General features: G+C 57.0%; 25 protein-coding genes and 2 pseudogenes. 6 read left to right on the top strand and 21 right to left on the bottom strand.

Annotation, left to right across the window (positions count from 1 at the left end):
• Nucleotides 1-56: 56 nt before the first annotated feature.
• From O1722_RS05085 to O1722_RS05075, 3 genes are read right to left on the bottom strand one after another with little or no spacing between them, the layout of a single operon-like run.
• Nucleotides 57-278, bottom strand: a complete 222-nt coding sequence (locus O1722_RS05085; protein ID WP_003862116.1) for a non-oxidative hydroxyarylic acid decarboxylases subunit D — start codon at nucleotides 276-278, stop codon at nucleotides 57-59.
• Nucleotides 279-288: 10 nt separating this feature from the next.
• On the bottom strand, nucleotides 289-1,716 hold the full coding sequence (locus O1722_RS05080; RefSeq protein WP_015571702.1) for a non-oxidative hydroxyarylic acid decarboxylases subunit C: 1,428 nt from the start codon (nucleotides 1,714-1,716) through the stop codon (nucleotides 289-291).
• Nucleotides 1,706-2,308 carry a non-oxidative hydroxyarylic acid decarboxylases subunit B gene (locus O1722_RS05075; protein ID WP_003862111.1) on the bottom strand — a complete coding sequence of 201 codons (603 nt, stop codon included), beginning with the start codon at nucleotides 2,306-2,308 and terminating at the stop codon, nucleotides 1,706-1,708. Before O1722_RS05075 ends, O1722_RS05080 begins: the two co-directional genes overlap by 11 nt.
• 173 nt (nucleotides 2,309-2,481) lie before the next feature.
• Here O1722_RS05075 and O1722_RS05070 point away from each other — a divergent pair, with 173 nt between their 5' ends.
• Nucleotides 2,482-2,889 (top strand): MarR family winged helix-turn-helix transcriptional regulator, encoded by a 408-nt coding sequence (locus tag O1722_RS05070; RefSeq protein WP_015571704.1) that lies wholly within the window; start codon nucleotides 2,482-2,484, stop codon nucleotides 2,887-2,889.
• Here O1722_RS05070 and O1722_RS05065 read toward each other — a convergent pair.
• Nucleotides 2,886-3,772 (bottom strand): annotated as a pseudogene (locus O1722_RS05065) (LysR family transcriptional regulator). The gene O1722_RS05070 and the pseudogene O1722_RS05065 sit on opposite strands and share 4 nt — an antisense overlap.
• A 109-nt stretch (nucleotides 3,773-3,881) precedes the next feature.
• On the opposite strand from O1722_RS05065, the pseudogene O1722_RS05060 reads away from it, so the two are divergent.
• Nucleotides 3,882-4,247 (top strand): annotated as a pseudogene (locus O1722_RS05060) (MFS transporter); the annotation flags it as partial.
• 131 nt (nucleotides 4,248-4,378) lie between these two features.
• Nucleotides 4,379-4,756, top strand: coding sequence for a DUF4440 domain-containing protein (locus O1722_RS05055; RefSeq protein ID WP_015571707.1), 378 nt, complete (start codon nucleotides 4,379-4,381; stop codon nucleotides 4,754-4,756).
• Between the two features lie 50 nt (nucleotides 4,757-4,806).
• Here the strand turns inward: O1722_RS05055 and rpoS are convergent, their stop codons facing one another.
• Nucleotides 4,807-5,799, bottom strand: a complete 993-nt coding sequence (rpoS, locus tag O1722_RS05050) for an RNA polymerase sigma factor RpoS (RefSeq protein WP_013098493.1) — start codon at nucleotides 5,797-5,799, stop codon at nucleotides 4,807-4,809.
• Between the two features lie 59 nt (nucleotides 5,800-5,858).
• A complete protein-coding gene (nlpD, locus tag O1722_RS05045) occupies nucleotides 5,859-6,932 on the bottom strand; it encodes a murein hydrolase activator NlpD (RefSeq protein WP_223230139.1) in 1,074 nt (357 codons plus the stop codon).
• Here nlpD and O1722_RS05040 point away from each other — a divergent pair.
• Nucleotides 6,865-7,005, top strand: coding sequence for a peptidase (locus O1722_RS05040; RefSeq protein ID WP_223230135.1), 141 nt, complete (start codon nucleotides 6,865-6,867; stop codon nucleotides 7,003-7,005). The two genes, nlpD and O1722_RS05040, sit on opposite strands and share 68 nt — an antisense overlap.
• 94 nt (nucleotides 7,006-7,099) lie before the next feature.
• Here O1722_RS05040 and O1722_RS05035 read toward each other — a convergent pair whose 3' ends face one another.
• The 11 genes from O1722_RS05035 to cysG all read right to left on the bottom strand — a co-directional run bounded on the left by O1722_RS05035 (nucleotide 7,100) and on the right by cysG (nucleotide 15,808).
• Nucleotides 7,100-7,726 (bottom strand): protein-L-isoaspartate(D-aspartate) O-methyltransferase, encoded by a 627-nt coding sequence (locus O1722_RS05035; protein ID WP_015571709.1) that lies wholly within the window; start codon nucleotides 7,724-7,726, stop codon nucleotides 7,100-7,102.
• Nucleotides 7,720-8,481 carry a 5'/3'-nucleotidase SurE gene (gene surE, locus O1722_RS05030; RefSeq protein ID WP_033487588.1) on the bottom strand — a complete coding sequence of 254 codons (762 nt, stop codon included), beginning with the start codon at nucleotides 8,479-8,481 and terminating at the stop codon, nucleotides 7,720-7,722. Before surE ends, O1722_RS05035 begins: the two co-directional genes overlap by 7 nt.
• Nucleotides 8,462-9,511: a tRNA pseudouridine(13) synthase TruD gene (truD, locus tag O1722_RS05025; protein ID WP_033487589.1), complete on the bottom strand. Its 1,050-nt coding sequence runs from the start codon at nucleotides 9,509-9,511 to the stop codon at nucleotides 8,462-8,464. The genes surE and truD overlap by 20 nt, the downstream gene beginning before the upstream one ends.
• Nucleotides 9,508-9,987, bottom strand: a complete 480-nt coding sequence (ispF, locus tag O1722_RS05020) for a 2-C-methyl-D-erythritol 2,4-cyclodiphosphate synthase (RefSeq protein WP_015571711.1) — start codon at nucleotides 9,985-9,987, stop codon at nucleotides 9,508-9,510. Before ispF ends, truD begins: the two co-directional genes overlap by 4 nt.
• Nucleotides 9,987-10,697 (bottom strand): 2-C-methyl-D-erythritol 4-phosphate cytidylyltransferase, encoded by a 711-nt coding sequence (ispD, locus tag O1722_RS05015; RefSeq protein ID WP_017692759.1) that lies wholly within the window; start codon nucleotides 10,695-10,697, stop codon nucleotides 9,987-9,989. The genes ispF and ispD overlap by 1 nt, the downstream gene beginning before the upstream one ends.
• A 19-nt stretch (nucleotides 10,698-10,716) precedes the next feature.
• Nucleotides 10,717-11,028, bottom strand: a complete 312-nt coding sequence (ftsB, locus tag O1722_RS05010) for a cell division protein FtsB (protein ID WP_003862095.1) — start codon at nucleotides 11,026-11,028, stop codon at nucleotides 10,717-10,719.
• Nucleotides 11,029-11,107: 79 nt separating this feature from the next.
• Entirely contained in the window at nucleotides 11,108-11,434 is a 327-nt protein-coding gene (locus tag O1722_RS05005; RefSeq protein ID WP_033487591.1) for a DUF3561 family protein, read from the bottom strand.
• 58 nt (nucleotides 11,435-11,492) lie between these two features.
• Nucleotides 11,493-12,098 carry an adenylyl-sulfate kinase gene (gene cysC, locus O1722_RS05000; RefSeq protein ID WP_015571713.1) on the bottom strand — a complete coding sequence of 202 codons (606 nt, stop codon included), beginning with the start codon at nucleotides 12,096-12,098 and terminating at the stop codon, nucleotides 11,493-11,495.
• Nucleotides 12,098-13,522, bottom strand: coding sequence for a sulfate adenylyltransferase subunit CysN (cysN, locus tag O1722_RS04995; protein WP_015571714.1), 1,425 nt, complete (start codon nucleotides 13,520-13,522; stop codon nucleotides 12,098-12,100). Before cysN ends, cysC begins: the two co-directional genes overlap by 1 nt.
• 9 nt (nucleotides 13,523-13,531) lie before the next feature.
• Entirely contained in the window at nucleotides 13,532-14,440 is a 909-nt protein-coding gene (gene cysD / locus O1722_RS04990; protein WP_006811770.1) for a sulfate adenylyltransferase subunit CysD, read from the bottom strand.
• Nucleotides 14,441-14,449: 9 nt separating this feature from the next.
• Complete coding sequence (cysG, locus tag O1722_RS04985; protein WP_023304331.1) at nucleotides 14,450-15,808, bottom strand: siroheme synthase CysG; 1,359 nt, start codon at nucleotides 15,806-15,808, stop codon at nucleotides 14,450-14,452.
• Nucleotides 15,809-16,045: 237 nt separating this feature from the next.
• Between cysG and O1722_RS04980 the strand changes: the two genes are divergently transcribed.
• Complete coding sequence (locus O1722_RS04980; RefSeq protein WP_015571715.1) at nucleotides 16,046-17,089, top strand: aminopeptidase; 1,044 nt, start codon at nucleotides 16,046-16,048, stop codon at nucleotides 17,087-17,089.
• Between the two features lie 93 nt (nucleotides 17,090-17,182).
• Here the strand turns inward: O1722_RS04980 and cysH are convergent, their stop codons facing one another.
• From cysH to cysJ, 3 genes are all read right to left on the bottom strand, one after another.
• Nucleotides 17,183-17,917, bottom strand: coding sequence for a phosphoadenosine phosphosulfate reductase (gene cysH / locus O1722_RS04975; RefSeq protein ID WP_017382820.1), 735 nt, complete (start codon nucleotides 17,915-17,917; stop codon nucleotides 17,183-17,185).
• A 99-nt stretch (nucleotides 17,918-18,016) separates the two neighbouring features.
• Nucleotides 18,017-19,729 (bottom strand): assimilatory sulfite reductase (NADPH) hemoprotein subunit, encoded by a 1,713-nt coding sequence (gene cysI, locus O1722_RS04970; RefSeq protein ID WP_015571717.1) that lies wholly within the window; start codon nucleotides 19,727-19,729, stop codon nucleotides 18,017-18,019.
• Nucleotides 19,729-21,534 (bottom strand): NADPH-dependent assimilatory sulfite reductase flavoprotein subunit, encoded by a 1,806-nt coding sequence (gene cysJ, locus O1722_RS04965; RefSeq protein ID WP_032669310.1) that lies wholly within the window; start codon nucleotides 21,532-21,534, stop codon nucleotides 19,729-19,731. Before cysJ ends, cysI begins: the two co-directional genes overlap by 1 nt.
• A gap of 303 nt (nucleotides 21,535-21,837) precedes the next feature.
• On the opposite strand from cysJ, the gene queD reads away from it, so the two are divergent.
• A complete protein-coding gene (queD, locus tag O1722_RS04960) occupies nucleotides 21,838-22,203 on the top strand; it encodes a 6-carboxytetrahydropterin synthase QueD (protein ID WP_006811776.1) in 366 nt (121 codons plus the stop codon).
• On the opposite strand, the gene O1722_RS04955 is transcribed toward queD, so the two are convergent.
• Nucleotides 22,188-24,542, bottom strand: a complete 2,355-nt coding sequence (locus tag O1722_RS04955; protein WP_017382822.1) for a helix-turn-helix domain-containing protein — start codon at nucleotides 24,540-24,542, stop codon at nucleotides 22,188-22,190. The two genes, queD and O1722_RS04955, sit on opposite strands and share 16 nt — an antisense overlap.
• Between the last annotated feature and the right edge of the window lie 59 nt (nucleotides 24,543-24,601).

Below are 24,601 nucleotides of genomic sequence, written 5' to 3'. Positions count from 1 at the left end.
GGCAAAGGACCGCACAATATTATCGCCCGGTAAGCGCAGCCGCCACCGGGCTTTTTTTACAGCAGCGGCGGGATCGTCGGCACCTGCGGCGCCTCATCAATATCCTTCTGCGTCATGCGGAACGCTTCCGGGTAATGCTCGCGGCTGGTACGGCGCAGCGGTTCGGTATCGCGCCAGGTATACAGACAGTGCTGACACTGGTATACCGTCCAGACACCTTTCACCGGTGATGTTGCCATCACTTCAATATGTTCATCGGCACAACGTGGACAAATCATTTTTTCCTCCTTATTGACGTGCCGCCAGCATCGCGGTCAGTTTTTCGGCCCAGGCTTTGGTTTCAGGGAGATCCTGTACCGGCTGGCTGTAGTGACCACGGTTGTCCGGGGCAACAGGGGTGGTGGCATCAATGATCAGCTTGTCAGTGATCCCCGCCGGGCTGGAGCCGGGGTCAAGCTCAAGCACAGACATATTCGGTAGCTGTACCAGATCGCCTGCCGGATTGACCTTCGATGACAGCGCCCACATCACCTGCGGCAGGTTAAACGGATCGACATCTTCATCCACCATAATCACCATCTTCACGTAACCCAGACCGTGTGGCGTAGTCATGGCGCGGAGCCCGACCGCACGGGCAAAACCGCCGTAACGCTTTTTAGTGGAGATAATCGCCAGCAGACCGTGGGTGTACATGGCGTTTACCGCCTGCACTTCCGGGAATTCCGCCTTCAGCTGCTGATAGAGCGGTACGCAGGTGGCGGGCCCCATCAGATAATCAATCTCGGTCCACGGCATGCCCAGGTAGAGAGATTCGAAAATCGGTTTAGTGCGGTAAGAAACTTTGTCGATACGCACAACCGTCATGTTGCGCCCGCCGGAGTAGTGACCGGTAAACTCACCGAAGGGCCCTTCAATTTCACGTTTCCGGCCTTCAATCACCCCTTCCAGGATCACTTCCGACCCCCACGGCACATCGAAACCGGTCAGCGGAGCCGTCGCAATCGGATACGGGCTTTCACGTAGCGCACCGGCCATCTCATACTCGGATTGATCGTATTTCAGCGGCGTGGCGCCCATCAGGGTGATGATCGGATCGTTACCCAGCGTAATGGCAATTGGCAGGTCTTCGCCGCGCTCTTCTGCCTTATGCAGATGCAACGCAATATCGTGCATCGGCACCGGTTGCAGGCCGAGCTTACGCTTGCCCTTCACTTCCATACGATAGATCCCGACGTTCTGCTTGCCGAAGTGATCGGGGTCGAGCGGATCGCGGGAGACAACGCATGCTTTATCGAGATAAAAGCCCCCGTCACCGTCGTTCAGGCGGAACAGCGGCAGAATGTCGAACAGGTTAATGTCTTCCCCGTCCACCGTGTTCTGCGCCCAGGCCGGGTTTGCACGACGCTCTGGCGCGACGGGAAATTTGTCCCAGCGACGAATAAACTCGTCGATCTGTTTTTTCACCGGTGTATTCGCCGGCAGCCCCATCGAAATAGCGTGGTTTTGCCACGAGCCGATAGTGTTCATCACCACACGAGCATCGGTGAAACCGCGAATATTATCGAACCACAGCGCAGGCGCGCCATCGCCAATGCGCCCGGTAGCGTTGGCGGCCGCCGCTAAATCCGGCTCAGCGTTTACCTCTTCCTCAATTTTCAGCAGCTGCCCTTGCTCATCGAGCGCCTGCAAGAAGCTTCTCAAATCATCAAATGCCATCTTTATTCTCCTGTGAAAAATGTTTCGCTGCCTGCAAACCTTCCCAGCGCCGGGCTTTTTTATGCTCCAGACCAAACTGGTCGAGAACGCGGGTCACGATATGCTGGGTAATGTCATCGGCGGTTTGCGGGTGGTTGTAGTACGCAGGCATAGGCGGCACCATCGCCACGCCCATGCGGGAAAGGGCAAGCATGTTCTCGAGATGGATGGTGCTGAGCGGCGTCTCACGGGGAACCAGCACCAGCTTGCGTCCCTCTTTCAGCACCACGTCTGCCGCACGCCCTACCAGCCCTTCGGCGTAGCCCGCGCGGATACCCGCCAGCGTTTTCATGCTGCACGGGATGACGATCATGCCGTCGGTGCGAAACGAGCCGGAGGAGATGGTGGCAGCCTGATCGGCCGGGCTATGGACGACATCCGCCAGGGCAGCAACGTCATGCGCAGTGAAGGGCGTTTCCAGCTCAATCGTGGTTTTTGCCCACTTCGACATCACCAGATGCGTTTCCACCTCCGGCATTTCCCGCAGCGCCTGCAACAACGCCACGCCTAATGGCGCACCCGTTGCGCCCGTCATTCCCACAATCAATCTCATTCAGCACCTCAATTAGTTTGTTCGTATACGAACATATTAATTAAACTACGCCTTGATCCTGCTGCTGACAAGATTGTTCGCATACGATCACACTAATCGCTAAAAAACTCTCGCGTTAAAATTCAGCCCGAGAGCGGCTATCATAGAGGGAGTATTTTTCCGTCGGAGTGTCCATGGAGTTAAGACAAGAAGCTTTCCACCTGCTACGTCAGCTTTTTCAACAGCATACCGCCCAGTGGCAGCACGCATTGCCCGAACTGACAAAGCCACAGTATGCGGTGATGCGGTCAATTGCTGAAAATCCTGGCATTGAGCAGGTTGCCCTGACTGAAGTCGCGGTGAGCACCAAAGCGACGCTGGCAGAAATGCTGAGCCGCATGGAAGCACGCGGCCTGGTCAGGCGCGAGCACGATCCGGCGGACAAGCGCCGTCGGTTTGTCTTTCTGACGGCCGAAGGTGAGGCCCTGCTTGAGAGCAGTAAACCGATTGGAAATGAGGTGGATGAGGCGTTTTTAGGGCGCCTTAACGGCGCGGAACGAGAGCAATTTTCAGCGCTCATTAAAAAGATGATGCAGGATTAAGTAACCCTGACGCGCATAAAATCAATAAATGTTCGCACTTTCGCGGGCACATGCCGGGCATCAGGATAAACGGCATAGATGCCCTGCTGAGCGAACGTGTACGCCGGTAACAGCGAGACCAGTTCCCCTGCATCCAGTGCGTTTCGCACCAGCCACTCCGGCAGCAGCGCCACTCCACATCCCGCGAGGACAAAAGCCATCAGCGCCTGGGCGCTGTCTGCATACAGGCGCGGCGCTTTCTTGATCTCAAAGGAAACCGGATGCCGATCAACGCCTCTCACCTGCCAGCGCAGCGGCGAGGTTAAACGCTCGTGAATGATCCAGTCCGCTTCCGCCAGCTGCTCCAGCGAGTTAACCGGATGGTTTGCCAGCCAGCCTGGCGTTGCCACGGGCAGGATGGTGAAGGAGGTCATCAACGCGGCGTGGTAGCGCGAATCTGCAAGCGTGCCGAGCCGGATAGCGACATCGAAGCGCTCGGCGATAAGATCGGCATGCAAAGAGGACGAGACATGCCGCACGCGAAGGTCCGGGTGCAGCTGGCTAAATTCAGCCAGCAAAGGCACCACCACCTGCGAGCCATATTCGGGCGTGGTGGTGATCCGCAGTTCTCCCGTCAGCCCGGCGTGGTTGGCGCGAACATCATCCTGCAATCGCTCTGCATCCCGTAACAGCATCACGCTTCGTTGATGAAAGAGCTTCCCCGCCTCGGTCAGCGTCAGGCGTCGGGTGGTTCGCAGCAACAGGGTGACGCCAGCTCCTCTTCAAGCTGACGAATATGAAAGCTGACCACCGCTTTTGTCAGCCCCATCGCCTCCGCTGCGGCGGTGAAACTGCCGGTGTCCGCTACGGCGATAAACATCGCCGTACGCTGTAAATTAAGCATCGCTTGCCTGGTTAACTGTCAAAATAATGTTGACAGTATATCGTGCTTTGTCGCGTTTATCCGTAACGCGCGGGCCGATACGATACGCCACCTCACCGGAGGAACTTCCATGACGTATCGCAGCAAAATCGCCGTCGTCTTTCTGCTCGGCTTTTTCCTTGATTTGATAAACATGTTTATTGCCAGTATCGCCTTTCCGGCGATGGCTCGTGCTTTCAATACCACACCTTCCGCGCTTGCCTGGGTAAGTAACGGATACATTGCCGGGCTGACGCTAGTCATCCCTTTCAGCAGTATCCTGACGCGCCGCGTCGGGCCGAAGCGCGTTATCCTGCTCTCACTGCTTCTCTTTAGCGCGGCCTCCGTTGCGGCGGGTCTCTCATCTTCGCTGGAAAGTCTGATTGCCTGGCGAGTCGTACAGGGCGCCGGAGGGGGGTTACTGATCCCGGTTGGTCAGGCGCTGAGCTTCATGCAGGATTATGTCGCGCCGCTGGCCGCCTGGCACGGGATGTTTGTTTTTGCCGCAGTCATCACCCTACTGCCCGTACTGTACGTCTACCGTCTTAACAACACGCAGTTACTTGCGCAACTGCAACAGGAGCAACCATGACCCATTTCGAACAAGAGATCCTCGACATTCACGTCGCCCTTGAAAACTGGTTAGGTGCAGGCGAAGGCGATCGGGACGCCCTGCTCGCCCGTTTCCGTCCGGATTTTCTGATGGTTCCACCGAGTGGCAACCCTTTAGATCATCACGCGCTTGCCCAATTTTTATATGCGCAGCGGGGAACCCGACCGGGGCTCAGGATCGACATTGATGCGTTAACAACGCTTCAGACATGGGACAACGGCGCAGTGCTCCATTACCGGGAGACGCAAACCCGGCCAGGCCAGCCCGTCAACGTGCGCTGGTCAACCGCAGTGCTTAATCAGGAAGGGGATAACATCACCTGGCGTTTGCTGCACGAAACGGCGCAGCCGTAAGGCATAAAAAAGGCCCGTCTCACGACGGGCCTTTTCTGACGAATGGTTGCTTACTCGCGGAACAGCGCTTCGATATTCAGACCTTGCCCTTGCAGGATTTCACGCAGGCGACGTAGTCCTTCAACCTGAATCTGACGAACACGTTCACGGGTCAGGCCAATCTCACGACCGACGTCTTCCAGTGTCGCAGCTTCATACCCCAGTAAACCGAAACGACGTGCCAGCACTTCACGCTGTTTGGCGTTCAGTTCGAACAGCCATTTGACGATGCTCTGTTTCATGTCATCGTCCTGCGTGGTGTCTTCCGGGCCGTTGTCTTTTTCATCGGCCAGGATGTCCAGCAGCGCTTTTTCGGAGTCGCCACCCAGCGGGGTGTCAACCGAGGTAATGCGCTCGTTGAGACGCAGCATACGGCTTACGTCATCAACCGGTTTGTCAAGTTGCTCTGCAATCTCTTCCGCACTTGGCTCGTGGTCCAGTTTATGGGACAACTCGCGCGCGGTACGCAGATAAACATTCAACTCTTTGACGATGTGGATCGGCAGTCGAATCGTACGGGTCTGGTTCATAATAGCCCGTTCGATGGTCTGACGAATCCACCAGGTCGCGTAGGTTGAGAAACGGAACCCGCGTTCCGGGTCAAACTTCTCAACTGCGCGGATGAGACCTAAGTTGCCCTCTTCAATCAGATCCAGCAGAGCCAGACCACGATTGCCGTAACGGCGGGCAATTTTCACGACCAGTCGCAGGTTACTTTCGATCATGCGACGACGCGAGGCAACATCACCACGCAAAGCACGACGTGCGAAATAGACTTCTTCTTCGGCCGTTAGCAGTGGGGAGTAACCAATCTCCCCAAGGTAAAGCTGAGTCGCGTCCAGCACACGCTGTGTGGCACCCTGCGATAACAGCTCTTCTTCAGCCAAATCGTTATCACTGGGTTCCTCTTCTACTAAGGCTTTTTCGTCAAAAGCCTCTGCTCCGTTCTCATCAAATTCCGCGTCTTCATTTAAATCATGAACTTTCAGCGTATTCTGACTCATAAGGTGGCTCCTACCCGTGATCCCTGGACGAGACACCCTGGCTGGCATGTCCCATCAATTTATCGCTGCGGTAAATATTGCAGCGGGTTTACGGATTTCCCCTTGTAACGAATTTCAAAATGCAAGCGTGTAGAACTGGTTCCGGTGCTACCCATGGTAGCGATTTTTTGCCCCGCCTTAACTTCTTGTTGTTCCCGGACCAGCATAGTGTCGTTATGGGCGTAGGCACTCAGGTAATCATCATTATGTTTGATGATAATAAGATTACCGTAACCGCGCAGTGCGTTACCGGCATAGACAACGCGCCCGTCTGCGGTCGCGATGATTGCCTGTCCTTTACTGCCTGCGATATCGATCCCTTTGTTGCCCCCCTCAGAGGTAGCGAAGTTCTCGATAATCTTGCCGTCAGTTGGCCAGCGCCAGGTGGTGATTGACGAGCTGGCATTCTGACTGCTTGCAGTCGGTACAGTAGAGCTAACCACAGGTGCCGTAGTCGGTGCTGTGACAACAGTCGCAGTACCTTTATTATTCGGCAACATTTTGTTAGCACTCTGATCACCTGAATCCTCAGAATACGTAATTACAGGTTGTGAAGCAACCACCGTGGTGGATTTTTGTGCAGGCTTAACGCTGTTATTTTGAGCCGTCACATCGGCCGCTGAAACCGTGTTGCCAGGCGTCAGTGGGGTACCCGTTGCATTGCCTACCTGGAGCGTTTGCCCGACTTCCAGACCATACGGGGCCTGGACGTTGTTTCGCTGTGCCAGATCGCGGAAATCGTTCCCGGTGATCCAGGCAATATAGAACAGCGTATCGCCGCGCTTCACGGTATAGGTGCTGCCGCCGGTATAGCTACCTTTCGGAATGTTCCCATACTTACGGTTATACACTATGCGGCCATTTTCGGTCTGAACAGGCTGATCTACTGGCTGAATCTGCGAAGGCTGCGTAACTGGACGCTGAACCGGCTGGATCTGCGGAGTTTGCTGCGCCGTGGACGTGCCCATTTTAGGCGGAGGGGTAATCAACATTCCGCTGGACGTGTTACCCGAGCCGCTGGTTCCATTGACGGAACTGACGGGCGCAGGTGCATTGTCAGAACTTGTACAGCCTGCCAGCCAGAGCGAAACCAGTGATAATGCCGCAACACGGCTGATGGTGAATTTTGGGCTTCCCGCGCTCATTTATCCCCCAGGAATGTGTTAACTACCAGTGACTTAAAAATAACCGTGATGGCACGAACCTATCGCGCCACACCATACGCTGAATTTGCCTCAATAACCCTGGAAAAATCCGAGTCTCAGGCCAGCTCGCCCTTAACCAGGGGCACAAAGCGCACGGCTTCCACGGTATCGATAATAAACTCGCCGCCGCGTCGACGAACGCGCTTTAAAAGCTGCTGCTCATCGCCGACGGGCAAAACTAGAATGCCGCCCTCGTCCAGCTGCGAGAGAAGTGCAGCGGGAATTTCAGGTGGCGCGGCCGTGACTATTATGGCGTCAAACGGGGCGCGAGCCTGCCAACCCTGCCATCCATCGCCGTGGCGTGTCGATACATTATGTAAATCAAGCTGTTTCAGGCGACGGCGCGCCTGCCACTGCAAGCCTTTAATCCGTTCCACGGAACAGACATGGTGCACAAGGTGGGCCAGGATCGCGGTCTGATACCCTGAACCGGTGCCAATTTCCAGCACCCGAGAGTCTGGCGTTAACTCCAGAAGCTCCGTCATACGCGCCACCATGTAAGGCTGCGAAATCGTCTGGCCTTGCCCGATGGGCAGCGCCACGTTTTCCCACGCTTTGTGTTCAAACGCCTCATCTACAAACTTCTCACGGGGAACCTGGGCAAGCGCATCCAGCACCTGCTCGTTGGCAATCCCCTGTGCGCGTAATTGTTCCAGAAGAGTTTGTACACGTTTACTTACCATTGCGCGTTCACTCCGACCCGATCTAACCAGTCCGACACCACATCATGCGCGCTATAAGCGGTTAAATCTACGTGCAACGGCGTAACGGAAACGTAACCCTCATCCACCGCAGCGAAGTCGGTGTCTGGCCCGGCATCGCATTTATCTCCCGGCGGGCCGATCCAGTACAGGGTATTGCCGCGCGGATCCTGCTGGGGAATAACCTGATCGGCCGGATGGCGACTGCCGCAGCGCGTCACGCGGATCCCTTTGATCTCGTCCAGCGGGAGATCCGGCACGTTAATATTGAGGATACGTCCGGTACGCAGCGGCTCGCGGCCAAGCGCACGGAGAATAGAGCAGGTTACCGTGGCGGCAGTGTCATAGTGGGTGTGGCCGTTTAACGAGACCGCCAGCGCCGGGAACCCCAGGTGACGCCCCTCCATCGCCGCGGCCACGGTGCCGGAGTAAATCACATCATCGCCAAGATTCGGCCCGGCATTGATGCCGGAGACCACAACATCCGGCCGCGGGCGCATCAGCGCATTTACGCCCAGAAACACGCAGTCGGTCGGCGTCCCCATCTGGACGGCAATATCGCCATTCTCAAAGGTAAAGGTGCGAAGTGAAGACTCCAGCGTCAATGAGTTAGACGCGCCACTGCGGTTACGATCGGGAGCCACGACCTGCACATCCGCAAATTCGCGGAGGTGTTTCGCCAGCGTCTGAATACCTGGCGCATGGATCCCGTCATCGTTACTCAGCAATATTCGCATAATCACCCGACGTGTTGATAAGTTCCCTGACAACACTGGTGGCAAAGCTACCTGCCGGCAGCCAGAAGCGTAACTCGACGGTTACGTCATCCCACCAGTTCCAGCTCAGCTGTTGCGGGTAGAGGAGCATCGCACGGCGCGCCGCCTCGACTTTTTCCCGCACCAGCAATGATTGTAATTCTGGCGCATCCGCCACCGCTGACTGCTCAGCGGCCAGCGCCTCGCCCTGAGTTCCCCAGTCGCCTGAGCCCGGCAAGGCGGCGGTAATCATCAGCGCTTTAGCGTCCACGCGCGACTGGGCATCGGCCATCTCATCGGCCGTTGCCATAAACCAGCTTCCGCGTCCCGCTAATTGTAGCGCATCGCCGACAACAACTTGATTCGCGTCCGGTTTTTTCAGCCGTTCGCTCACAATCTGATTAAACAACGCACTGCGGGCTGCCGACAACCAAAAACTGCGTTTATTCCTGTCGCGCACCGGCGCGCTGCTTTGCGCCCAGCGCAGCGCGCCAAGCAGGTTGCTGCCACCAATGCCAAAGCGCTGTGCGCCAAAATAGTTTGGCACGCCGCGTTCGGTAATGGCCTTCAGGCGTTTTTCAACGTCATCGCGGTCGGTCACTTCACGCAGCACCAGCGTGAAATCGTTGCCTTTCAACGCTCCCGGACGCAATTTGCGTTTGTGGCGGGCATACTCCAGTACCTTACAGCCCTCAAGCTCAAATTTGCTTAAATCGGGCATGGCATTGCCGGGCACGCGGGCGCAAAGCCACTGTTCGGTCACGGCATGCTTATCTTTTTGACCGGCAAAGCTCACCTCGCGGGCGTGAATGTTGAGGTATTTTGCCAGCGCGTCCGCCACGAAGCGGGTGTTGCAGCCGTTTTTCAGAATGCGCACCAGGATGTGCTCGCCTTCGCCATCCGGCTCAAAACCCAGATCTTCCACTACCACGAAATCTTCAGGGTTGGCTTTCAGCAGACCCTTGCCCTGCGGTTTACCGTGCAGATACGTCAGGTTGTCGAAATCCGTCATTTGACCGCCTTCACCAGCAGCGCCACGGCTTCACAGGCAATGCCTTCGCCACGACCGGTAAAGCCCAGCTTCTCCGTGGTGGTCGCTTTGACGTTGACGTCGTCCATATGGCAGCCCAGATCTTCAGCGATAAACACGCGCATCTGAGGGATGTGCGGCAGCATCTTCGGTGCCTGAGCAATAATCGTCACATCAACGTTGCCGAGGGTGTAGCCTTTGGCCTGAATACGACGCCAGGCTTCGCGCAGCAGTTCGCGGCTGTCTGCGCCTTTAAAAGCAGGATCGGTGTCCGGGAACAGTTTGCCAATGTCGCCCAACGCGGCGGCACCCAGCAGCGCGTCGGTCAGCGCATGCAGCGCCACGTCGCCATCAGAATGCGCCAGCAAACCTTTTTCGTATGGAATACGCACGCCGCCAATGATAATTGGGCCAACGCCGCCAAAGGCGTGTACATCAAAACCGTGTCCAATACGCATTATGCCTTCTCCTGAGGGGTCGTACGGGTAAGATAAAATTCCGCGAGCTGTAAGTCTTCCGGGCGCGTCACTTTTATATTATCAGCGCGCCCTTCAACAAGCGTTGGGTGAAAACCGCAATACTCCAGCGCCGAGGCTTCGTCCGTAATGGTCGCACCTTCTTTAAGCGCACGCGTTAAGCAGTCGTGGAGTAATTCGCGGGGAAAAAATTGTGGCGTCAGCGCGTGCCAGAGATCGACGCGCTCGACGGTGTGGGCAATCGCCGGTTTACCCGGTTCGGCACGCTTCATGGTGTCACGCACCGGGGCGGCCAGAATGCCGCCCACGTTACTGGTTTCACTCAGGGCCAGCAGACGTGACAGATCGTCGTGATGCAGACAGGGACGCGCGGCATCGTGCACCAGCACCCACTGCGCGTTCCCGGCAGCCTGAATGCCCGCCAGAACAGAGTCGGCCCGCTCGGCGCCGCCGTCAACAACGGTAATCTGAGGATGATTTGCCAGCGGGAGCTGTGCAAAACGCGCATCGCCGGGGCTGATGGCAATAACCACGCGTTTCACCCGGGCATGCGCCAGCAGCGCTGCCACGGCGTGCTCGAGGATCGTTTTATCGCCAATTGAGAGGTACTGCTTAGGACATTCTGTCTGCATGCGCCGGCCAAAACCTGCGGCCGGCACCACGGCACAGACGTCCGAAAAAGTTGCTGCCATGTCGTAATCCTGGGCCTGATTATCGATTGTTTTGTGCGGAGCCCTGATTGCGTTTAGACGCATCCGGAACCAGGCGATAAAACGTTTCGCCCGGCTTAGTCATACTGAGTTCATTGCGTGCGCGTTCCTCAATCGCCTCCTGGCCGCCATTGAGGTCATCAATTTCAGCAAAAAGTTGATCGTTACGCGCTTTAAGTTTGGCGTTTGTCGCCTGCTGTGCCGCGACGTCATCGCTCACCCGGCTGTAGTCGTGCAGTCCGTTTTTGCCGAACCACAGCGAATATTGCAGCCAGACCAGCAAAGCCAGCAACAGCAGCGTTAGTTTACCCATCCTGCCCCCTGAAAAAACGGCATCATCATCCCATAACTTTCCGCTGGACTCTACTGCGGGGTTTTAATTATGCCGTAAGTTAGCCCATCAGCCATAAAAACAGCAGGCCAAAGATGACCACAACGGTGGCGATAGTGATGAACGTACTATACAGGAGCTTGCCGTTGAAAAGGGAGTGCAGCGCCACGCCCACAACCACCGCAACGGGCAACAGCGCCAGAAAGAAAGGCCAGGTATAGAGGAAAAAAAAGAGGGTGTTACCACCGTAGATCAAAAACGGGATACCCAGCGCCAGTAGCCACGACACGAAGCCGACTATCGCCCCAGGGAAGGACCAGGTCGTCTCGTCGTCGGTCGTTAACGGTTCCGACCCGGTGGTAATCATGTAGTTTTCACTGTTGCGCATAGCTAATCCTGTGACCGTGACTCATCGCTCGGGAAGACAGCTCCCGAACGATACCGTCTCAGGATCTGATAATATCGTCCCGTCTGAGCAGGTCTAATAATTGGCTTACTAAATTTGTTACCAATTGTTGGCCTTCCAGATGAATCTCAGGGGATTCAGGCGCTTCGTAAACCGAGTCAATGCCGGTGAAGTTTCGCAGCTCTCCCGCGCGGGCTTTTTTGTACAGCCCTTTTGGATCGCGCGCTTCGCAGATTGCCAGCGGGGTATCCACAAACACTTCAATAAAGCGATTCTGCCCAACGCGCTCACGCACCATCTGACGTTCGGCGCGGTGCGGTGAGATAAACGCCGTTAGCACCACCAGCCCGGCATCCGCCATCAGGCTGGCGACTTCCCCTACCCGACGAATGTTCTCTTTACGGTCTTCATCGCTGAACCCTAAATCGCTGCACAGGCCGTGACGCACGTTGTCGCCGTCCAGCAGGTAGGTGCTCACCCCCTGCTGATGCAGCGCCTCTTCCAGTGCGCCTGCCACCGTGGATTTACCGGAGCCAGACAGCCCGGTAAACCACAGCACAACCCCACGGTGACCGTGGAGCTGTTCGCGCTGGGCGACGGTGACCGGATGAGGATGCCAGACGACGTTCTCATCATGGGCGGCCATCACTTGCCTCCCAGCAGATCGCGTGCGCCCCAGTGCGGGAAGTGCTTACGCACCAGCGCGTTCAGTTCCAGCTCGAAGGCGCTGAACTCAGACGTCACGCTCGCCTGTGCGTCAGGCTCGCGGACCATGCCGGCACCGACGGTGACGTTGGTCAGGCGGTCAATGAAGATCAGCCCGCCCGTCACCGGATTCTGCTGATACGGATCCAGCACCAGCGGCTCGTCGAAGGTCATATCCACCAGACCGATGCCGTTCAGCGGCAGCTCGCTCACGTCACGGTGGGTCAGGTTGTTGATGTCCACCTGGAACTGAATGCCGTCCACGCGGGCGCGGGTTTTCTTGCCGGCGATTTTAATGTCATAGCTCTGGCCTGCGGTCAGCGGCTGTTCGGCCATCCACACTACATCCACGGATGCGCCCTGCACCGCCGCCAGCGTTTCCTGCGCGTCGACCAGCAGGTCGCCGCGGCTGATATCAATTTCGTCTTTCAGTACCAGGGTTACCGCTTCACCTGCCCCGGCTTCGTCCAGATCGCCATCAAAGGTGACGATACGGGCGATGGTCGATTCCACGCCGGATGGCAGCACCTTGACGCGCTGACCCACCTTCACGGAGCCTGAAGCGAGAGTACCGGAGAAGCCGCGGAAATCGAGGTTCGGACGGTTCACGTACTGCACCGGGAAGCGCATCGGCTGGGTATCGACCACGCGCTGAATTTCAACGGTTTCCAGCACTTCCAGCAGCGTCGGGCCGCTGTACCACGGCATGTTCGCGCTCTGAGAGGCGACGTTATCCCCTTCCAGCGCCGACAGCGGCACAAAGCGAATATCGAGGTTGCCCGGCAGCTGTTCAGCAAAGGTCAGGTAGCTCTGGCGGATCTCGTCGAAACGCGCTTCGCTGTAGTCCACCAGATCCATTTTGTTCACTGCCACCACCAGGTGTTTGATCCCCAGCAGCGTAGAGATAAAGCTGTGACGACGTGTCTGATCCAGCACGCCTTTACGGGCGTCGATCAGCAGGATCGCCAGGTCACAGGTGGACGCGCCGGTCGCCATGTTACGGGTGTACTGCTCGTGCCCCGGGGTGTCGGCGATAATAAATTTGCGCTTTTCGGTAGAGAAGTAGCGATAGGCGACGTCAATGGTAATGCCCTGCTCGCGCTCCGCCTGCAAGCCGTCCACCAGCAGCGCCAGATCGAGTTTTTCGCCCTGGGTGCCGTGGCGTTTGCTGTCGTTGTGCAGGGAAGAGAGCTGATCTTCGTAGATCTGGCGCGTGTCGTGCAGCAGACGACCAATCAGGGTACTTTTCCCGTCATCCACGCTGCCGCAGGTCAGGAAACGCAGCAGGCTTTTGTACTGTTGGGCGTGCAGATAAGCTTCTACGCCGCCTTCATCGGCAATTTGTTGGGCAATAGTCGTATTCATGGCGGCTCCTTAGAAATAACCCTGACGTTTCTTCAGCTCCATGGAGCCTGCCTGGTCGCGGTCAATCACGCGGCCCTGTCGCTCACTGGTGGTCGACACCAGCATCTCCTCTATGATCTCGGGCAGCGTCTGCGCACTGGATTCCACCGCGCCGGTCAACGGCCAGCAGCCGAGAGTACGGAAACGGACCATCTGTTTTTTGATCACTTCGCCCGGCTGTAAATCAATGCGATCGTCGTCGATCATCATCAGCATGCCGTCGCGCTCCAGCACCGGGCGCTCGGCCGCCAGATACAGCGGAACGATCTCAATATTTTCCAGATAGATGTACTGCCAGATATCCAGCTCGGTCCAGTTGGAGAGCGGGAAGACGCGAATGCTTTCGCCCTTGTTGATCTGGCCGTTGTAGTTGTGCCACAGCTCCGGACGCTGGTTTTTCGGGTCCCAGCGGTGGAAGCGGTCGCGGAAAGAGTAGATACGCTCTTTGGCGCGGGATTTCTCTTCGTCACGTCGCGCGCCGCCGAAGGCCGCATCAAAACCGTATTTATTCAGCGCCTGCTTCAGCCCTTCGGTTTTCATGATGTCGGTATGCTTGGCGCTGCCGTGCACGAACGGGTTGATGCCCATCGCCACCCCTTCCGGGTTTTTGTGCACCAGCAGCTCGCAGCCGTAGGCTTTGGCGGTACGGTCACGAAACTCGTACATCTCGCGGAATTTCCAGCCGGTATCCACGTGTAACAGCGGGAACGGCAGCGTACCCGGATAAAACGCTTTACGCGCCAGGTGCAGCATGACGCTGGAATCTTTACCGATGGAGTACATCATCACCGGGTTAGAAAACTCGGCGGCCACTTCGCGGATAATGTGGATACTTTCCGCTTCGAGCTGCCGCAGGTGAGTAAGTCGTTTTTGGTCCATAACCGTTCCTTAAGCCAAATTTATAACAGAAGCGCCAAAGCCTTCTGTGTCGGTTGTGTGTTGGAACCAGGCGAGCGTGCTGTGCAGCTGCACCACTTCTCCCACCACGATCAGGGCGGGCATTGGGGCGTCTTTCGCCAGGGTTGCAAGGTCTTGTAAGGTGCCGATGGCGACATGCTGATCGACGCGTGTCCCGCGGGAGATCACCGCTACCGGCGTCGTCGCATCGCGACCGTGCTGAATAAGCTGTTCGCTGATGTCAGCCGCTTTCATCGTGCCCATATAAATCGCCAGCGTTTGTCGGCTCTGGGCGAGATGCGACCAGTCAAACGGCGTGCTGTCGGCTTTATAGTGCCCGGTCACAAAGGTCACGCTCTGGGCGTAATCGCGATGGGTCAGCGGAATACCGGCGTAGGCCGTGACGGCAGACGCCGCCGTAATGCCGGGAACCACCTGGAACGGGACGCCCGCTTCGGCTGCCGCCTGCAACTCCTCGCCACCACGACCGAAGATAAACGGGTCGCCCCCTTTCAGGCGCACCACGGTCTTGCCCGCTTTCGCGGCGGCAATCAGCATCTGGTTGGTGTCGTGCTGGGGCACGGAGTGCTCGCCGGCACGTTTGCCGACGCAAATTTGCTCCGCGTCACGGCGGATCAGCTCGCGAATACCGTCGGTGACCAGGTGGTCATAGAACACGACATCCGCATCCTGAAGAACCTGGAGGCCGCGCAGCGTGAGCAGCCCGGCATCGCCCGGCCCGGCGCCCACCAGAATGATCTCTCCGCCCGTACTGCCGGGGTTATCCAGTTCGTCTTCGAGAATTTGTTGCGCTGCCGTCTCGTTACCGGCCTGCATCAGGCTGGCAAAGCGGCCGCGAAACACACGCTCCCAGAAGCGACGGCGTTCCGTCACGCTGGTCAGACGCGTTTTCAAATGGTTGCGCCAGTAGCTGGCCTTCTCCGCCATGCGTCCGAGGCTGGTCGGCAGCAGCGCTTCGATTTTTTCTCTCAGCACGCGCGCCAGCACCGGGGCGGTGCCGCCGGAGGAGATCGCTACCAGCAGCGGCGAGCGGTCGACAATCGACGGGAAGATAAATGAACATAACGGCTGGTCGTCTACCACGTTCACCAGACGGTGACGGGCCTGAGCTGCGTCGGAAATGCGGCGGTTGAGCGCCCGATCTTCGGTTGCCGCAATCACCAGCACCACGCTGTCGATCTGAGACTCTTCAAAATCCGCCTCTGCAACGATCTGCACCTGCGCCCCGGCGCGTTGCAGGAAGGCGATTTTGCGATCGGCAATTTCACCCGTCCCGACAACCAGTACCGGTCGGTCTTTTAAGGCAGCAAAAAGGGGGAGATAGTCCACAGACAACAACTCACTAACAACCACGAATAAAGGGACTATAGGGGGCGGCTTAGATCGAATGAAATTACGAATTGGAATGAGTAGTTACTCAATGGAATAACGCCGTGGAAAAGCAAATATCAAAAAGTGCTTAACACGCGAAATTTCGGGCATTTAGGAGCAATTCAAATTGTGTCTACCCGATCACAGTTTCATACTATGCGGGTTAAAATTTTGCTCTGTTTTTAAGGACTCACTATGTTTTCCGCAATGCGCCACCGATTCGTTGCCCTGGCGCTCGGCGTTTGCTTTATCCTTCCGGCTCAGGCAAAAAATCAATCTTACGGTGAAATAGCCAGTATGCAGGCGCGGCATATTGCGACGGTCTTTCCGGGCCGTATGACCGGAACCCCAGCCGAGATGCTCTCGGCAGACTATATCCGTCAGCAATTTGCGGATATGGGCTATGAGAGCGACATTCGCGCTTTCCATAGCCGCTACATCTATACCACACGCAATAAAACGCAGAACTGGCATAACGTAACCGGCAGCACGGTCATTGCGGCGCACGAAGGAAAGGCGGCTGAACAGATTATTATTATGGCGCACCTTGATACCTACACGCCGTTGAGCGACGCCGATGTCGATAATAACCTCGGCGGGCTGACGCTTCAGGGACTGGATGACAATGCGGCGGGTCTGGGCGTGATGCTTGAGCTGGCCGAACGCCTGAAGAATATTCCGACGAAATACAGCATTCGCTTTGTTGCGACCAGCGGCGAAGAAGAAGGAAAACTCGGCGCTGAGAATCTCCTTAAGCGCATGAGCGCTGAGGAGAAGAAAAATACGTTGCTGGTGATTAACCTCGATAATCTGATCGTGGGGGATAAGCTCTATTTTAATAGCGGACAGAGCACGCCGAGCAGCGTACGTAAACTCACCCGCGACCGCGCGCTGGCGCTTGCCCGCACGCATGGCGTCTATGCCGCGACAAATCCGGGCGGTAACCCGCAGTATCCTAAAGGCACAGGCTGCTGTAATGACGGTGAAGTGTTTGATAAGGCGGGCATTCCGGTGCTTTACGTCGAGGCGACGAACTGGGCGCTGGGCAAAAAAGATGGCTATCAGCAGCGCAGCAAATCGAAAGCCTTTCCGGACGGGACCAGCTGGCATGATGTGCGGCTGGATAATCAGCAGCACATTGATAAAGCGCTGCCGCAGCGGATTGAGCACCGCAGCCGGGATGTCGTGAAAGTGATGCTGCCGCTGGTGAAGGAGCTGGCGAAAGCGGGGAAAGCCTGATGTCGTTAAGCCCGGTGGCGGCTACGCCTTACCGGGCCTACGTTTCGTGCCGTTGTAGGCCCGGTAAGCGCAGCGCCACCGGGCGAAAAAACATTACCCTTCGTGCAGCCCGCACTCGCGCTTCAGCCCAAAGAATCGCGTCTCTTCTTCCGCCATTCCCGGTTCCCATTTACGCGTGGTATGGGTGTCGCCTACCGACAGGTAGCCTTGATCCCACAGCGGATGGTACTTCAGCCCGTGCTTTTGCAGATACTGGTACACCGTGCGGTTATCCCAGTCGATGATCGGCAGCACTTTGAACACGCCGCGCTGCACCGCCAGCACCGGCAGCGTTGCCCGGCTCCCGGACTGCTCGCGGCGCAGGCCCGCGAACCAGGTCTGAGCGTTCAGCTCTTTCAGCGCCCGGTTCATCGGCTCGACCTTGTTGATCTCATTGTATTTCTCAATGCCCTCAACGCCCTGTTCCCACAGCTTGCCGTAGCGCGCCTCCTGCCAGGCCGCGCTTTCCGTCGCGCGGTAAACTTTGAGGTTCAGCTTGAGCTTGTCCGTCAGCTCGTCAATAAACTGGTAGGTCTCCGGGAACAGATAGCCGGTATCGGTGAGGATCACCGGAATGTCCGGGCGGATCCGATTCACCAGGTGCAGGCTGACCGCCGCCTGGATGCCAAAGCTTGACGACAGCACATAGTCACCCGGCAGGTTTTCCAGCGCCCACGCCACGCGCCCTTCGGCGTCGAGTTTTTCCAGCTGGGCGTTGGTTTCTGCCAGGGCCAGAATGCGTTCGACTTTTGGCAGGTCATTAAGGGCGTTTAGATCGAGTACGGACATAAGAACCTCGTTTGCCTGTTTTGCCGGGCGGCACTGCGTTTGCCCGGCCTACAAAACCCGTAGGCCCGGTAAGCGAAGCGCCACCGGGCAAAGGATGCGTTACTCCCAGAAATCCCTTGCGGGATCGAGCACCGGGCGAATGATGCCCGCACGCACCGTAAAGTCGCCGAAGCCTTCACCCGCTTCACGCTCTTTCGCCCAGCGCCCGACAAGCTCGTCGATGGAATCAAGAATTTCCGGTTCCGTAATATTTTCACGGTACATACGCGGAATGCGCGTCCCCATACGGTTGCCGCCAAGGTGCACGTTGTAACGACCCGGCGCTTTGCCCACCAGACCCAGCTCGGCCAGCATCGCGCGACCGCAGCCGTTCGGGCAGCCGGTGACGCGCATAACAATATGCTCGTCCGGAATACCGTGCTTTTCCAGAATCGCTTCCACTTTATCAGTGAAGGACGGCAGGAAACGTTCCGCTTCGGCCATCGCCAGCGGGCAGGTCGGGAACGACACGCAGGCCATCGAGTTTTCACGCTGCGGTTTAACCGCATTCATCAACCCATGATCGCGCGCCAGCTTCTCGATCTTCGCCTTCTGGCTTTCCGGCACGCCGGCAATAATCAGGTTCTGGTTGGCGGTAATGCGGAACTCGCCTTTATGGATCTTAGCAATTTCCAGCAGACCGGTTTTCAGCGGGCGGCCCGGATAATCCAGAATACGACCGTTTTCAATAAACAGCGTCAGGTGCCATTTATTATCGATACCTTTCACCCAGCCAATGCGATCGCCGCGACCGGTGAATTCGTAAGGGCGGATCGGCTCAAACTTGATCCCCGCGCGACGCTCCACTTCTTCTTTGAACGTCTCGACGCCCACGCGCTCCAGGGTGTATTTGGTTTTCGCGTTTTTACGGTCGGTACGGTTGCCCCAGTCGCGCTGGGTAGTAACCACCGCCTCAGCCACGGCCAGCGTGTGCTCCAGCGGCAGGAAGCCGAACTCGCTCGCGGTGCGGGCATAGGTTTTCTTGTTCCCATGCTCGATGGACAAACCGCCGCCCACCAGCAGGTTAAAGCCGACCAGCTTGCCATTTTCGGCAATCGCCACGAAGTTCATGTCGTTGGCGTGCAGGTCGATATCGTTCTGCGGCGGGATAACCACCGTGGTCTTGAATTTGCGCGGCAGGTAGGTCTGACCGAGGATCGGCTCTTCGTCCGTGGTCGCGACTTTCTCCTGATCGAGCCAGATCTCCGCATAGGCACGCGTGCGTGGCAGCAGGTGCTCGGAGATCTTCTTCGCCCACTCGTACGCTTCGGCGTGCAGCTCGGACTCATACGGGTTCGAGGTGCAAAGCACGTTACGGTTCATGTCGTTGGCGGTCGCCAGCGCGTCCAGCCCCACGGAGTGCAGCATCTGGTGCACCGGCTTGACGTTCTTCTTCAGAATGCCGTGGAACTGGAAGGTCTGACGGTTAGTCAGACGGATGCTGCCGTAAATCGTGTTTTCACCGGCAAACTTGTCGATCGCCTGCCACTGTTTGGTGGTGATGATGCCACCCGGCAGGCGGCAGCGCAGCAGCATCGCATGACGCGGCTCCAGCTTCTGTTCGGCACGTTCGGCGCGGATATCGCGGTCGTCCTGCTGGTACATACCGTGGAAGCGGATCAGCAGGAAGTTGTCGCCTTTGAAACCGCCGGTCAGGCCGTCATTTAAATCTTCGGCAATGGTACCGCGCAGGTAGTTGCTCTCTACCTTCATGCGCTCGGCATCAGACAGTTTGCCTTCGACCACCAGTGGGCCAGGATGTTTTTCGCTCATTAGTAGACATCTCGCTGATAACGGCGCTCTACGCGCAGCTCACTTAAAAATTCATCCGCCGTTTCGGCATCCATACCGCCGAATTCGGCAATCACTTCCAGCAGTGCCTGCTCAACGTCTTTCGCCATGCGATTGGCGTCGCCGCAGACATAAATGTGGGCGCCGTCATTGATCCAGCGCCACAGCTCTGCGCCCTGTTCGCGCAGTTTGTCTTGTACGTATACTTTTTCTTTCTGATCGCGGGACCAGGCCAGATCGATGCGGGTCAGCACGCCCTCTTTGACGTAGCGCTGCCATTCAACCTGGTAGAGGAAATCTTCAGTAAAATGCGGGTTGCCGAAGAACAGCCAGTTTTTACCCGGCGCCTCGTCCGCTGCACGCTGCTGCATAAAGGCGCGGAACGGTGCGATGCCGGTGCCCGGGCCAATCATGATCACCGGCGTTTCCGGGTTTGCCGGCAGGCGGAAGTTGTCGTTGTGTTCGATAAAGACGCGCACCTCGCCCTCTTCTTCCACGCGGTCGGCCAGGAAGCCCGACGCCCCGCCCGCCCGCGCGCGGCCTTCGATGTCGTAACGCACCACGCCAACGGTGATGTGGACTTCGTTTTCCACTTCCGCCTGTGAAGAGGCGATGGAGTAAAGACGCGGCGTCAGCGGACGCAGCAGGCCGATCAGCGCGTCGGCATCCAGCTGTGCCGGGGAGAAACGCACCATGTCGACAATCGGCGTCGTCGCGGCGTAATGCTGTAACTTCACTTTGTCCCCCACCAGCGGCAGAAGGGACTCGCTGCGCGTTAAGGTGGCGTAGTTTTCAACGATATTGGCGGTGTTCACCGTCAGCTCGAAATGCCACTGAAGCGCCTCAGAGAGCGGTAAGGTTTTACCTTCCACCTGGACCGGCTCCGTGCCTTTCAGCCACAGCAGCTCGACCAGCTCTTTCACCAGCGCCGGATCGTTCTGATACCAGACGCCCAGCGCATCGCCAGGCTGATAACGCAGGCCGGAGTCACCGAGGTCGATTTCGATATGGCGCACGTCTTTTTCCGAATCACGGCCCGTGATTTTCTGGTTTACCGACAGGCTCGCCGTCAGCGGCGCCTCTTTCGTGTAAGGGCTGGTGTGGATTTCGTTGACGGTGCCCGCTGCGGTAACGGCGGCCTGCGCTGGCGTCTCTTTCGGGACGCGGGCCTTCAGCACCTCAACGATGCGCGTCCGCCATTCGGCGGCGGCGGCCTGGTATTCGACATCAGCGTCTACGCGATCCAGCAGGCGCTCTGCACCCAGCTCCGCCAGCTTGCTGTCGAAGTCTTTACCGGACTGGCAGAAAAATTCATAGGACGTATCACCGAGGCCGAAGACGGCAAAGGCGGTGCCGTCCAGCTTCGGCGCTTTTTTCGAGAACAGGAACTTATGCAGCGCGACGGCTTCTTCCGCAGGCTCACCTTCCCCCTGCGTTGACGCCACCACCACCAGCAGTTTTTCTGACGCGATCTGTTTGAATTTATAATCCCCGGCGTTGACCAGGTTGACGTTCAGCTTCGCGGCGAGCAGGTCATCACGCAGCGCTTCGGCCACACGACGGGCATTACCCGTTTGCGAAGCGGAGATAAGCGTGATGGCAGGAATTTCAACGGCTGTTGGCGGGACGCCAGCCACAGCACCCGGCTGCTGATTGAGCATTCCCCAGAAATAGCCGGAGACCCAGGCGAGCTGGGTGGGTGAAAAATCGGAAGTCGCGGCCTGGAGGCGCGCCAGTTGCTCCGGGTTAAGGGGAAGCAAATTTGAAGGTGGGGCCTGTGTTGTCATGCGTCGTTATGTTCCAGTAGCAAAGCGGACTTTAAGCGAATAAATCCAAACTGAAGATAAGGTTAACGGCGGGGATAATAACAATTAAAGAAGGGATGGAAATAATAAATAACCAAATGGACTAACCTGTTTTAGTTATCGTTCTTAACGATAAAAGCGATTAAATAACTATCTGAAATAAAACAATAAAGGCCGATAAACACCATGAATACGAGGCGGTGACCGTTCAGAGCCGTTTTAGTTAATGATAAAAATTGTGCTTTCCGGTACTATGCGGCGGTTTTTTCCGCATTCCTGAGAGCTATGATGTCCACCACACTGTTTAAAGATTTCACCTTCGAAGCCGCACACCACCTTCCACACGTTCCTGCCGGGCACAAATGTGGCCGCCTGCATGGACACTCGTTTATGGTGCGTCTTGAAATCACCGGTGAAGTCGATCCCCATACGGGCTGGATCATGGACTTTGCCGAACTGAAGGCTGCGTTTAAGCCGACCTACGATCGTCTCGATCACTACTATCTGAATGATATTCCGGGCCTTGAAAACCCGACCAGCGAAGTGCTGGCGAAATGGATTTGGGATCAGATGAAACCGCTGGTCCCGCTGCTGAGCGCAGTGATGATCAAAGAGACCTGCACGGCAGGCTGCGTCTACCGCGGGGAGTGAATCTCCTCCGTTGCGGCCTCACGAGGCACGAGCGGCGTAAACTCGTAGAGCACCAGCGCATTACTCTCCAGTGATTCACTCAGTTGCCAGCCGTCATAAAGGCGTTCATCGCGTACGGAAAGCGTTGGACGCGCTTTATGCGCTATCCAGCGCCACATCTCTTCATCAGGGCCGCTTTCGCTGCCAACCCCTTCAAGTAACGGATAGAGCGCGCCGTTGTGCTGATCAAACAGATGACATTTAATTCGCCATTTACCGCGCATTCCCTTCAGGTGTAAATGATACTGCTGGCGAAAACGCTGGATGAATGCTTCTTCACTGGAAAGGAGCGGATTAAAAACCACCACATTACGCAGCAACAGCTGATAACCATTGCGATGGCGCGTAAGCAGGACACGCTTATCATTGACCAGCACCTCGCCCCGCAGACGTTGCCAGAGCCAGAGTACCCAATAAACCGGACGCGGCAGACCATGGTTATACTGTAGCGCCAGGCTTGATGTATCGATGGTGTTGTTCGCACGAGCTTCTCCCTGAAGGCCTGAATTGAGCCAGAATCCCGCCAGCCAGACCTGCTCCGAAAGCCCGAGCAGGTTCTGCATCAGCAGCGCCCCACGAAAAAACCAGCCGTTTGTCGCCCGCGTGTTGCCGGTGAGGGTATTCCAGGAGAGAAGCCAGACGGGAAGCGAACTTTTTCGCAGGCGAAGGGCGGCGAGGATCTGGCGGACCTTCAGTATCGGATAATTTTCCGTTGAGGAGAGAGGGGTTGCCTCCAGCTGCGCGGGATCGAGAAGCTCATTGGCATCGGCCGAACAGGCAAGAAAATCGGCCTGCATCAGGATGGCTGAACTGAACAGGGTATCCTCACTTACGCCCGCGCTGACGGGGGCAAATCGGTGCCATAAACCAAACTTTGCCTGCGGAAGATAAGTTCGTATTGCCTTTTGCTGGGCCAGCCAGACCTGCTCCCGGGTCTCCTCACTTGCCTGTGTTGACCAGTGCATGACGAAGTGCCAGCCCGCGGTGATCTCTGGCGAAAAATGATTAACCGACTGTTGTAAAAAACGGGTAAGAAGATCGCGACGGGTCGTTACGCCGGTGTGCAGTAGCACCGTCCACTGCTTTTTTGCCAGCCAGGTGAAGAGCTGATGCAGATTGTACCAGCAGGCGTAGCCCGCCATCTGGGGGTCATCCCACCCGGTGGCAAACAGACGACTGCTGAGAAAAGGTTCGGCGATATCAATTCCCTCAATGGGAATGGCCTCATTTATCGCCTCCAGATTTTGTCGGACGTCCTCACGCAGCAAATCGTCGAGCTCACGCAGGGTAATGACCACCCGCATACGGCGCAGCGAGGCAGAAAGAGGATTGAGCTGCTCAAGATCCAGGCTCTGCTCCTGCTGCGGATGAACGATGAGCGGCGAGGCTCCCCAACCGCGCGCCACCGGTTCATTGAGCAGGCTAAACAGCTTGTCCACGGCGACCGGATAGCGCTGCTCACGCCTGTCCGTCCGAATACGTGCCGCCTCCGGGTGCTGGCGCCGGGCCTTACGAAACTCACCCGGAGACATATTGTGAACACGCCTGAACCGATCGCTCATCATACGCGTGCTGGCGAAACCCTGCTCAAGCGCAATCTGATGCAGCGGTCGGTTCGTCAGCCGGAGAGCGTCGGCCGCCTTTTCCAGCCGCAGGTGGGTGATGTACTGCATGAAACTGATCCCCACCTCCTTGCGAAAGAGACGAGAGAGCCAGGCTTCAGAGACATATTCACTCGCGGCGATTTCCGCAAGCGTAATACGGCGGGAATAACTGGCATTGATCCGCTCTATCACCCGGGCGATGCGTTTGCTGTGCGCTGAGGAAAGTTCCCGGGACAGCATACGGGCGGGCTGTTGAAAGCGGCTGGTCAGCAACAGCAATATCTCGCTCAGCCAGCGGTACGCCTCCAGCCGGTAGCGGTGCGGGTCGTTGATGAGGGTGACCACAAGAAGCTGGCGCAGCAGATCGCGAAGCGCATCGCATTGGGGCCAGACGCCTCCGGCTTCTGCCGGTACAGCATAATCATGGGCAAAAAAATCATTGCAGAGCTGGACGACCCAGCGCCCGGAAAGGGTTACGCGCAGGGTGACATTTGCCGTTTCGCTCGTGAACTGCCAGCGCCGATGACGGTTGATGATAGCAAGGGTATTGGCCTCCAGGATGTCACGTCCCACATCGGTGTTCAGCTCTGCCCGCCCTTCCAGCACCCAGAGCAACGTTAGCGTATCGCCTTCATCCTCCACGCAGTGGCGAATGTCCTGAATCTCTATCCAAAACTCATCTCCCCGTTGCGCCATCTTACCCCTCACCAAAGACAAAAAATGACCTGATCTTTTTTGTCATAACTGAATTGTAT

This window comes from Enterobacter cloacae complex sp. HYC003_NIDB, assembly GCF_056673375.1.
This window is presented reverse-complemented; position numbering and strand designations above follow the sequence as displayed.

What these genes read in the sequence shown, in the direction of transcription:
- ispF (WP_015571711.1), bottom strand. Translation starts at nt 9,987, where the DNA reads ATGCGTATTGGACACGGTTTTGATGTACACGCCTTTGGCGGCGTTGGC.
- O1722_RS05035 (WP_015571709.1), bottom strand. Translation starts at nt 7,726, where the DNA reads ATGGTAAGTAAACGTGTACAAACTCTTCTGGAACAATTACGCGCACAG.
- O1722_RS04980 (WP_015571715.1), top strand. Translation starts at nt 16,046, where the DNA reads ATGTTTTCCGCAATGCGCCACCGATTCGTTGCCCTGGCGCTCGGCGTT.
- cysI (WP_015571717.1), bottom strand. Translation starts at nt 19,729, where the DNA reads ATGAGCGAAAAACATCCTGGCCCACTGGTGGTCGAAGGCAAACTGTCT.
- cysJ (WP_032669310.1), bottom strand. Translation starts at nt 21,534, where the DNA reads ATGACAACACAGGCCCCACCTTCAAATTTGCTTCCCCTTAACCCGGAG.
- cysC (WP_015571713.1), bottom strand. Translation starts at nt 12,098, where the DNA reads ATGGCCGCCCATGATGAGAACGTCGTCTGGCATCCTCATCCGGTCACC.
- O1722_RS05055 (WP_015571707.1), top strand. Translation starts at nt 4,379, where the DNA reads ATGACCCATTTCGAACAAGAGATCCTCGACATTCACGTCGCCCTTGAA.
- queD (WP_006811776.1), top strand. Translation starts at nt 21,838, where the DNA reads ATGATGTCCACCACACTGTTTAAAGATTTCACCTTCGAAGCCGCACAC.
- cysH (WP_017382820.1), bottom strand. Translation starts at nt 17,917, where the DNA reads ATGTCCGTACTCGATCTAAACGCCCTTAATGACCTGCCAAAAGTCGAA.
- O1722_RS05070 (WP_015571704.1), top strand. Translation starts at nt 2,482, where the DNA reads ATGGAGTTAAGACAAGAAGCTTTCCACCTGCTACGTCAGCTTTTTCAA.
- O1722_RS05005 (WP_033487591.1), bottom strand. Translation starts at nt 11,434, where the DNA reads ATGCGCAACAGTGAAAACTACATGATTACCACCGGGTCGGAACCGTTA.
- O1722_RS05085 (WP_003862116.1), bottom strand. Translation starts at nt 278, where the DNA reads ATGATTTGTCCACGTTGTGCCGATGAACATATTGAAGTGATGGCAACA.
- surE (WP_033487588.1), bottom strand. Translation starts at nt 8,481, where the DNA reads ATGCGAATATTGCTGAGTAACGATGACGGGATCCATGCGCCAGGTATT.
- O1722_RS04955 (WP_017382822.1), bottom strand. Translation starts at nt 24,542, where the DNA reads ATGGCGCAACGGGGAGATGAGTTTTGGATAGAGATTCAGGACATTCGC.
- cysN (WP_015571714.1), bottom strand. Translation starts at nt 13,522, where the DNA reads ATGAATACGACTATTGCCCAACAAATTGCCGATGAAGGCGGCGTAGAA.
- O1722_RS05080 (WP_015571702.1), bottom strand. Translation starts at nt 1,716, where the DNA reads ATGGCATTTGATGATTTGAGAAGCTTCTTGCAGGCGCTCGATGAGCAA.
- truD (WP_033487589.1), bottom strand. Translation starts at nt 9,511, where the DNA reads ATGACGGATTTCGACAACCTGACGTATCTGCACGGTAAACCGCAGGGC.
- O1722_RS05075 (WP_003862111.1), bottom strand. Translation starts at nt 2,308, where the DNA reads ATGAGATTGATTGTGGGAATGACGGGCGCAACGGGTGCGCCATTAGGC.
- rpoS (WP_013098493.1), bottom strand. Translation starts at nt 5,799, where the DNA reads ATGAGTCAGAATACGCTGAAAGTTCATGATTTAAATGAAGACGCGGAA.
- ispD (WP_017692759.1), bottom strand. Translation starts at nt 10,697, where the DNA reads ATGGCAGCAACTTTTTCGGACGTCTGTGCCGTGGTGCCGGCCGCAGGT.
- ftsB (WP_003862095.1), bottom strand. Translation starts at nt 11,028, where the DNA reads ATGGGTAAACTAACGCTGCTGTTGCTGGCTTTGCTGGTCTGGCTGCAA.
- cysD (WP_006811770.1), bottom strand. Translation starts at nt 14,440, where the DNA reads ATGGACCAAAAACGACTTACTCACCTGCGGCAGCTCGAAGCGGAAAGT.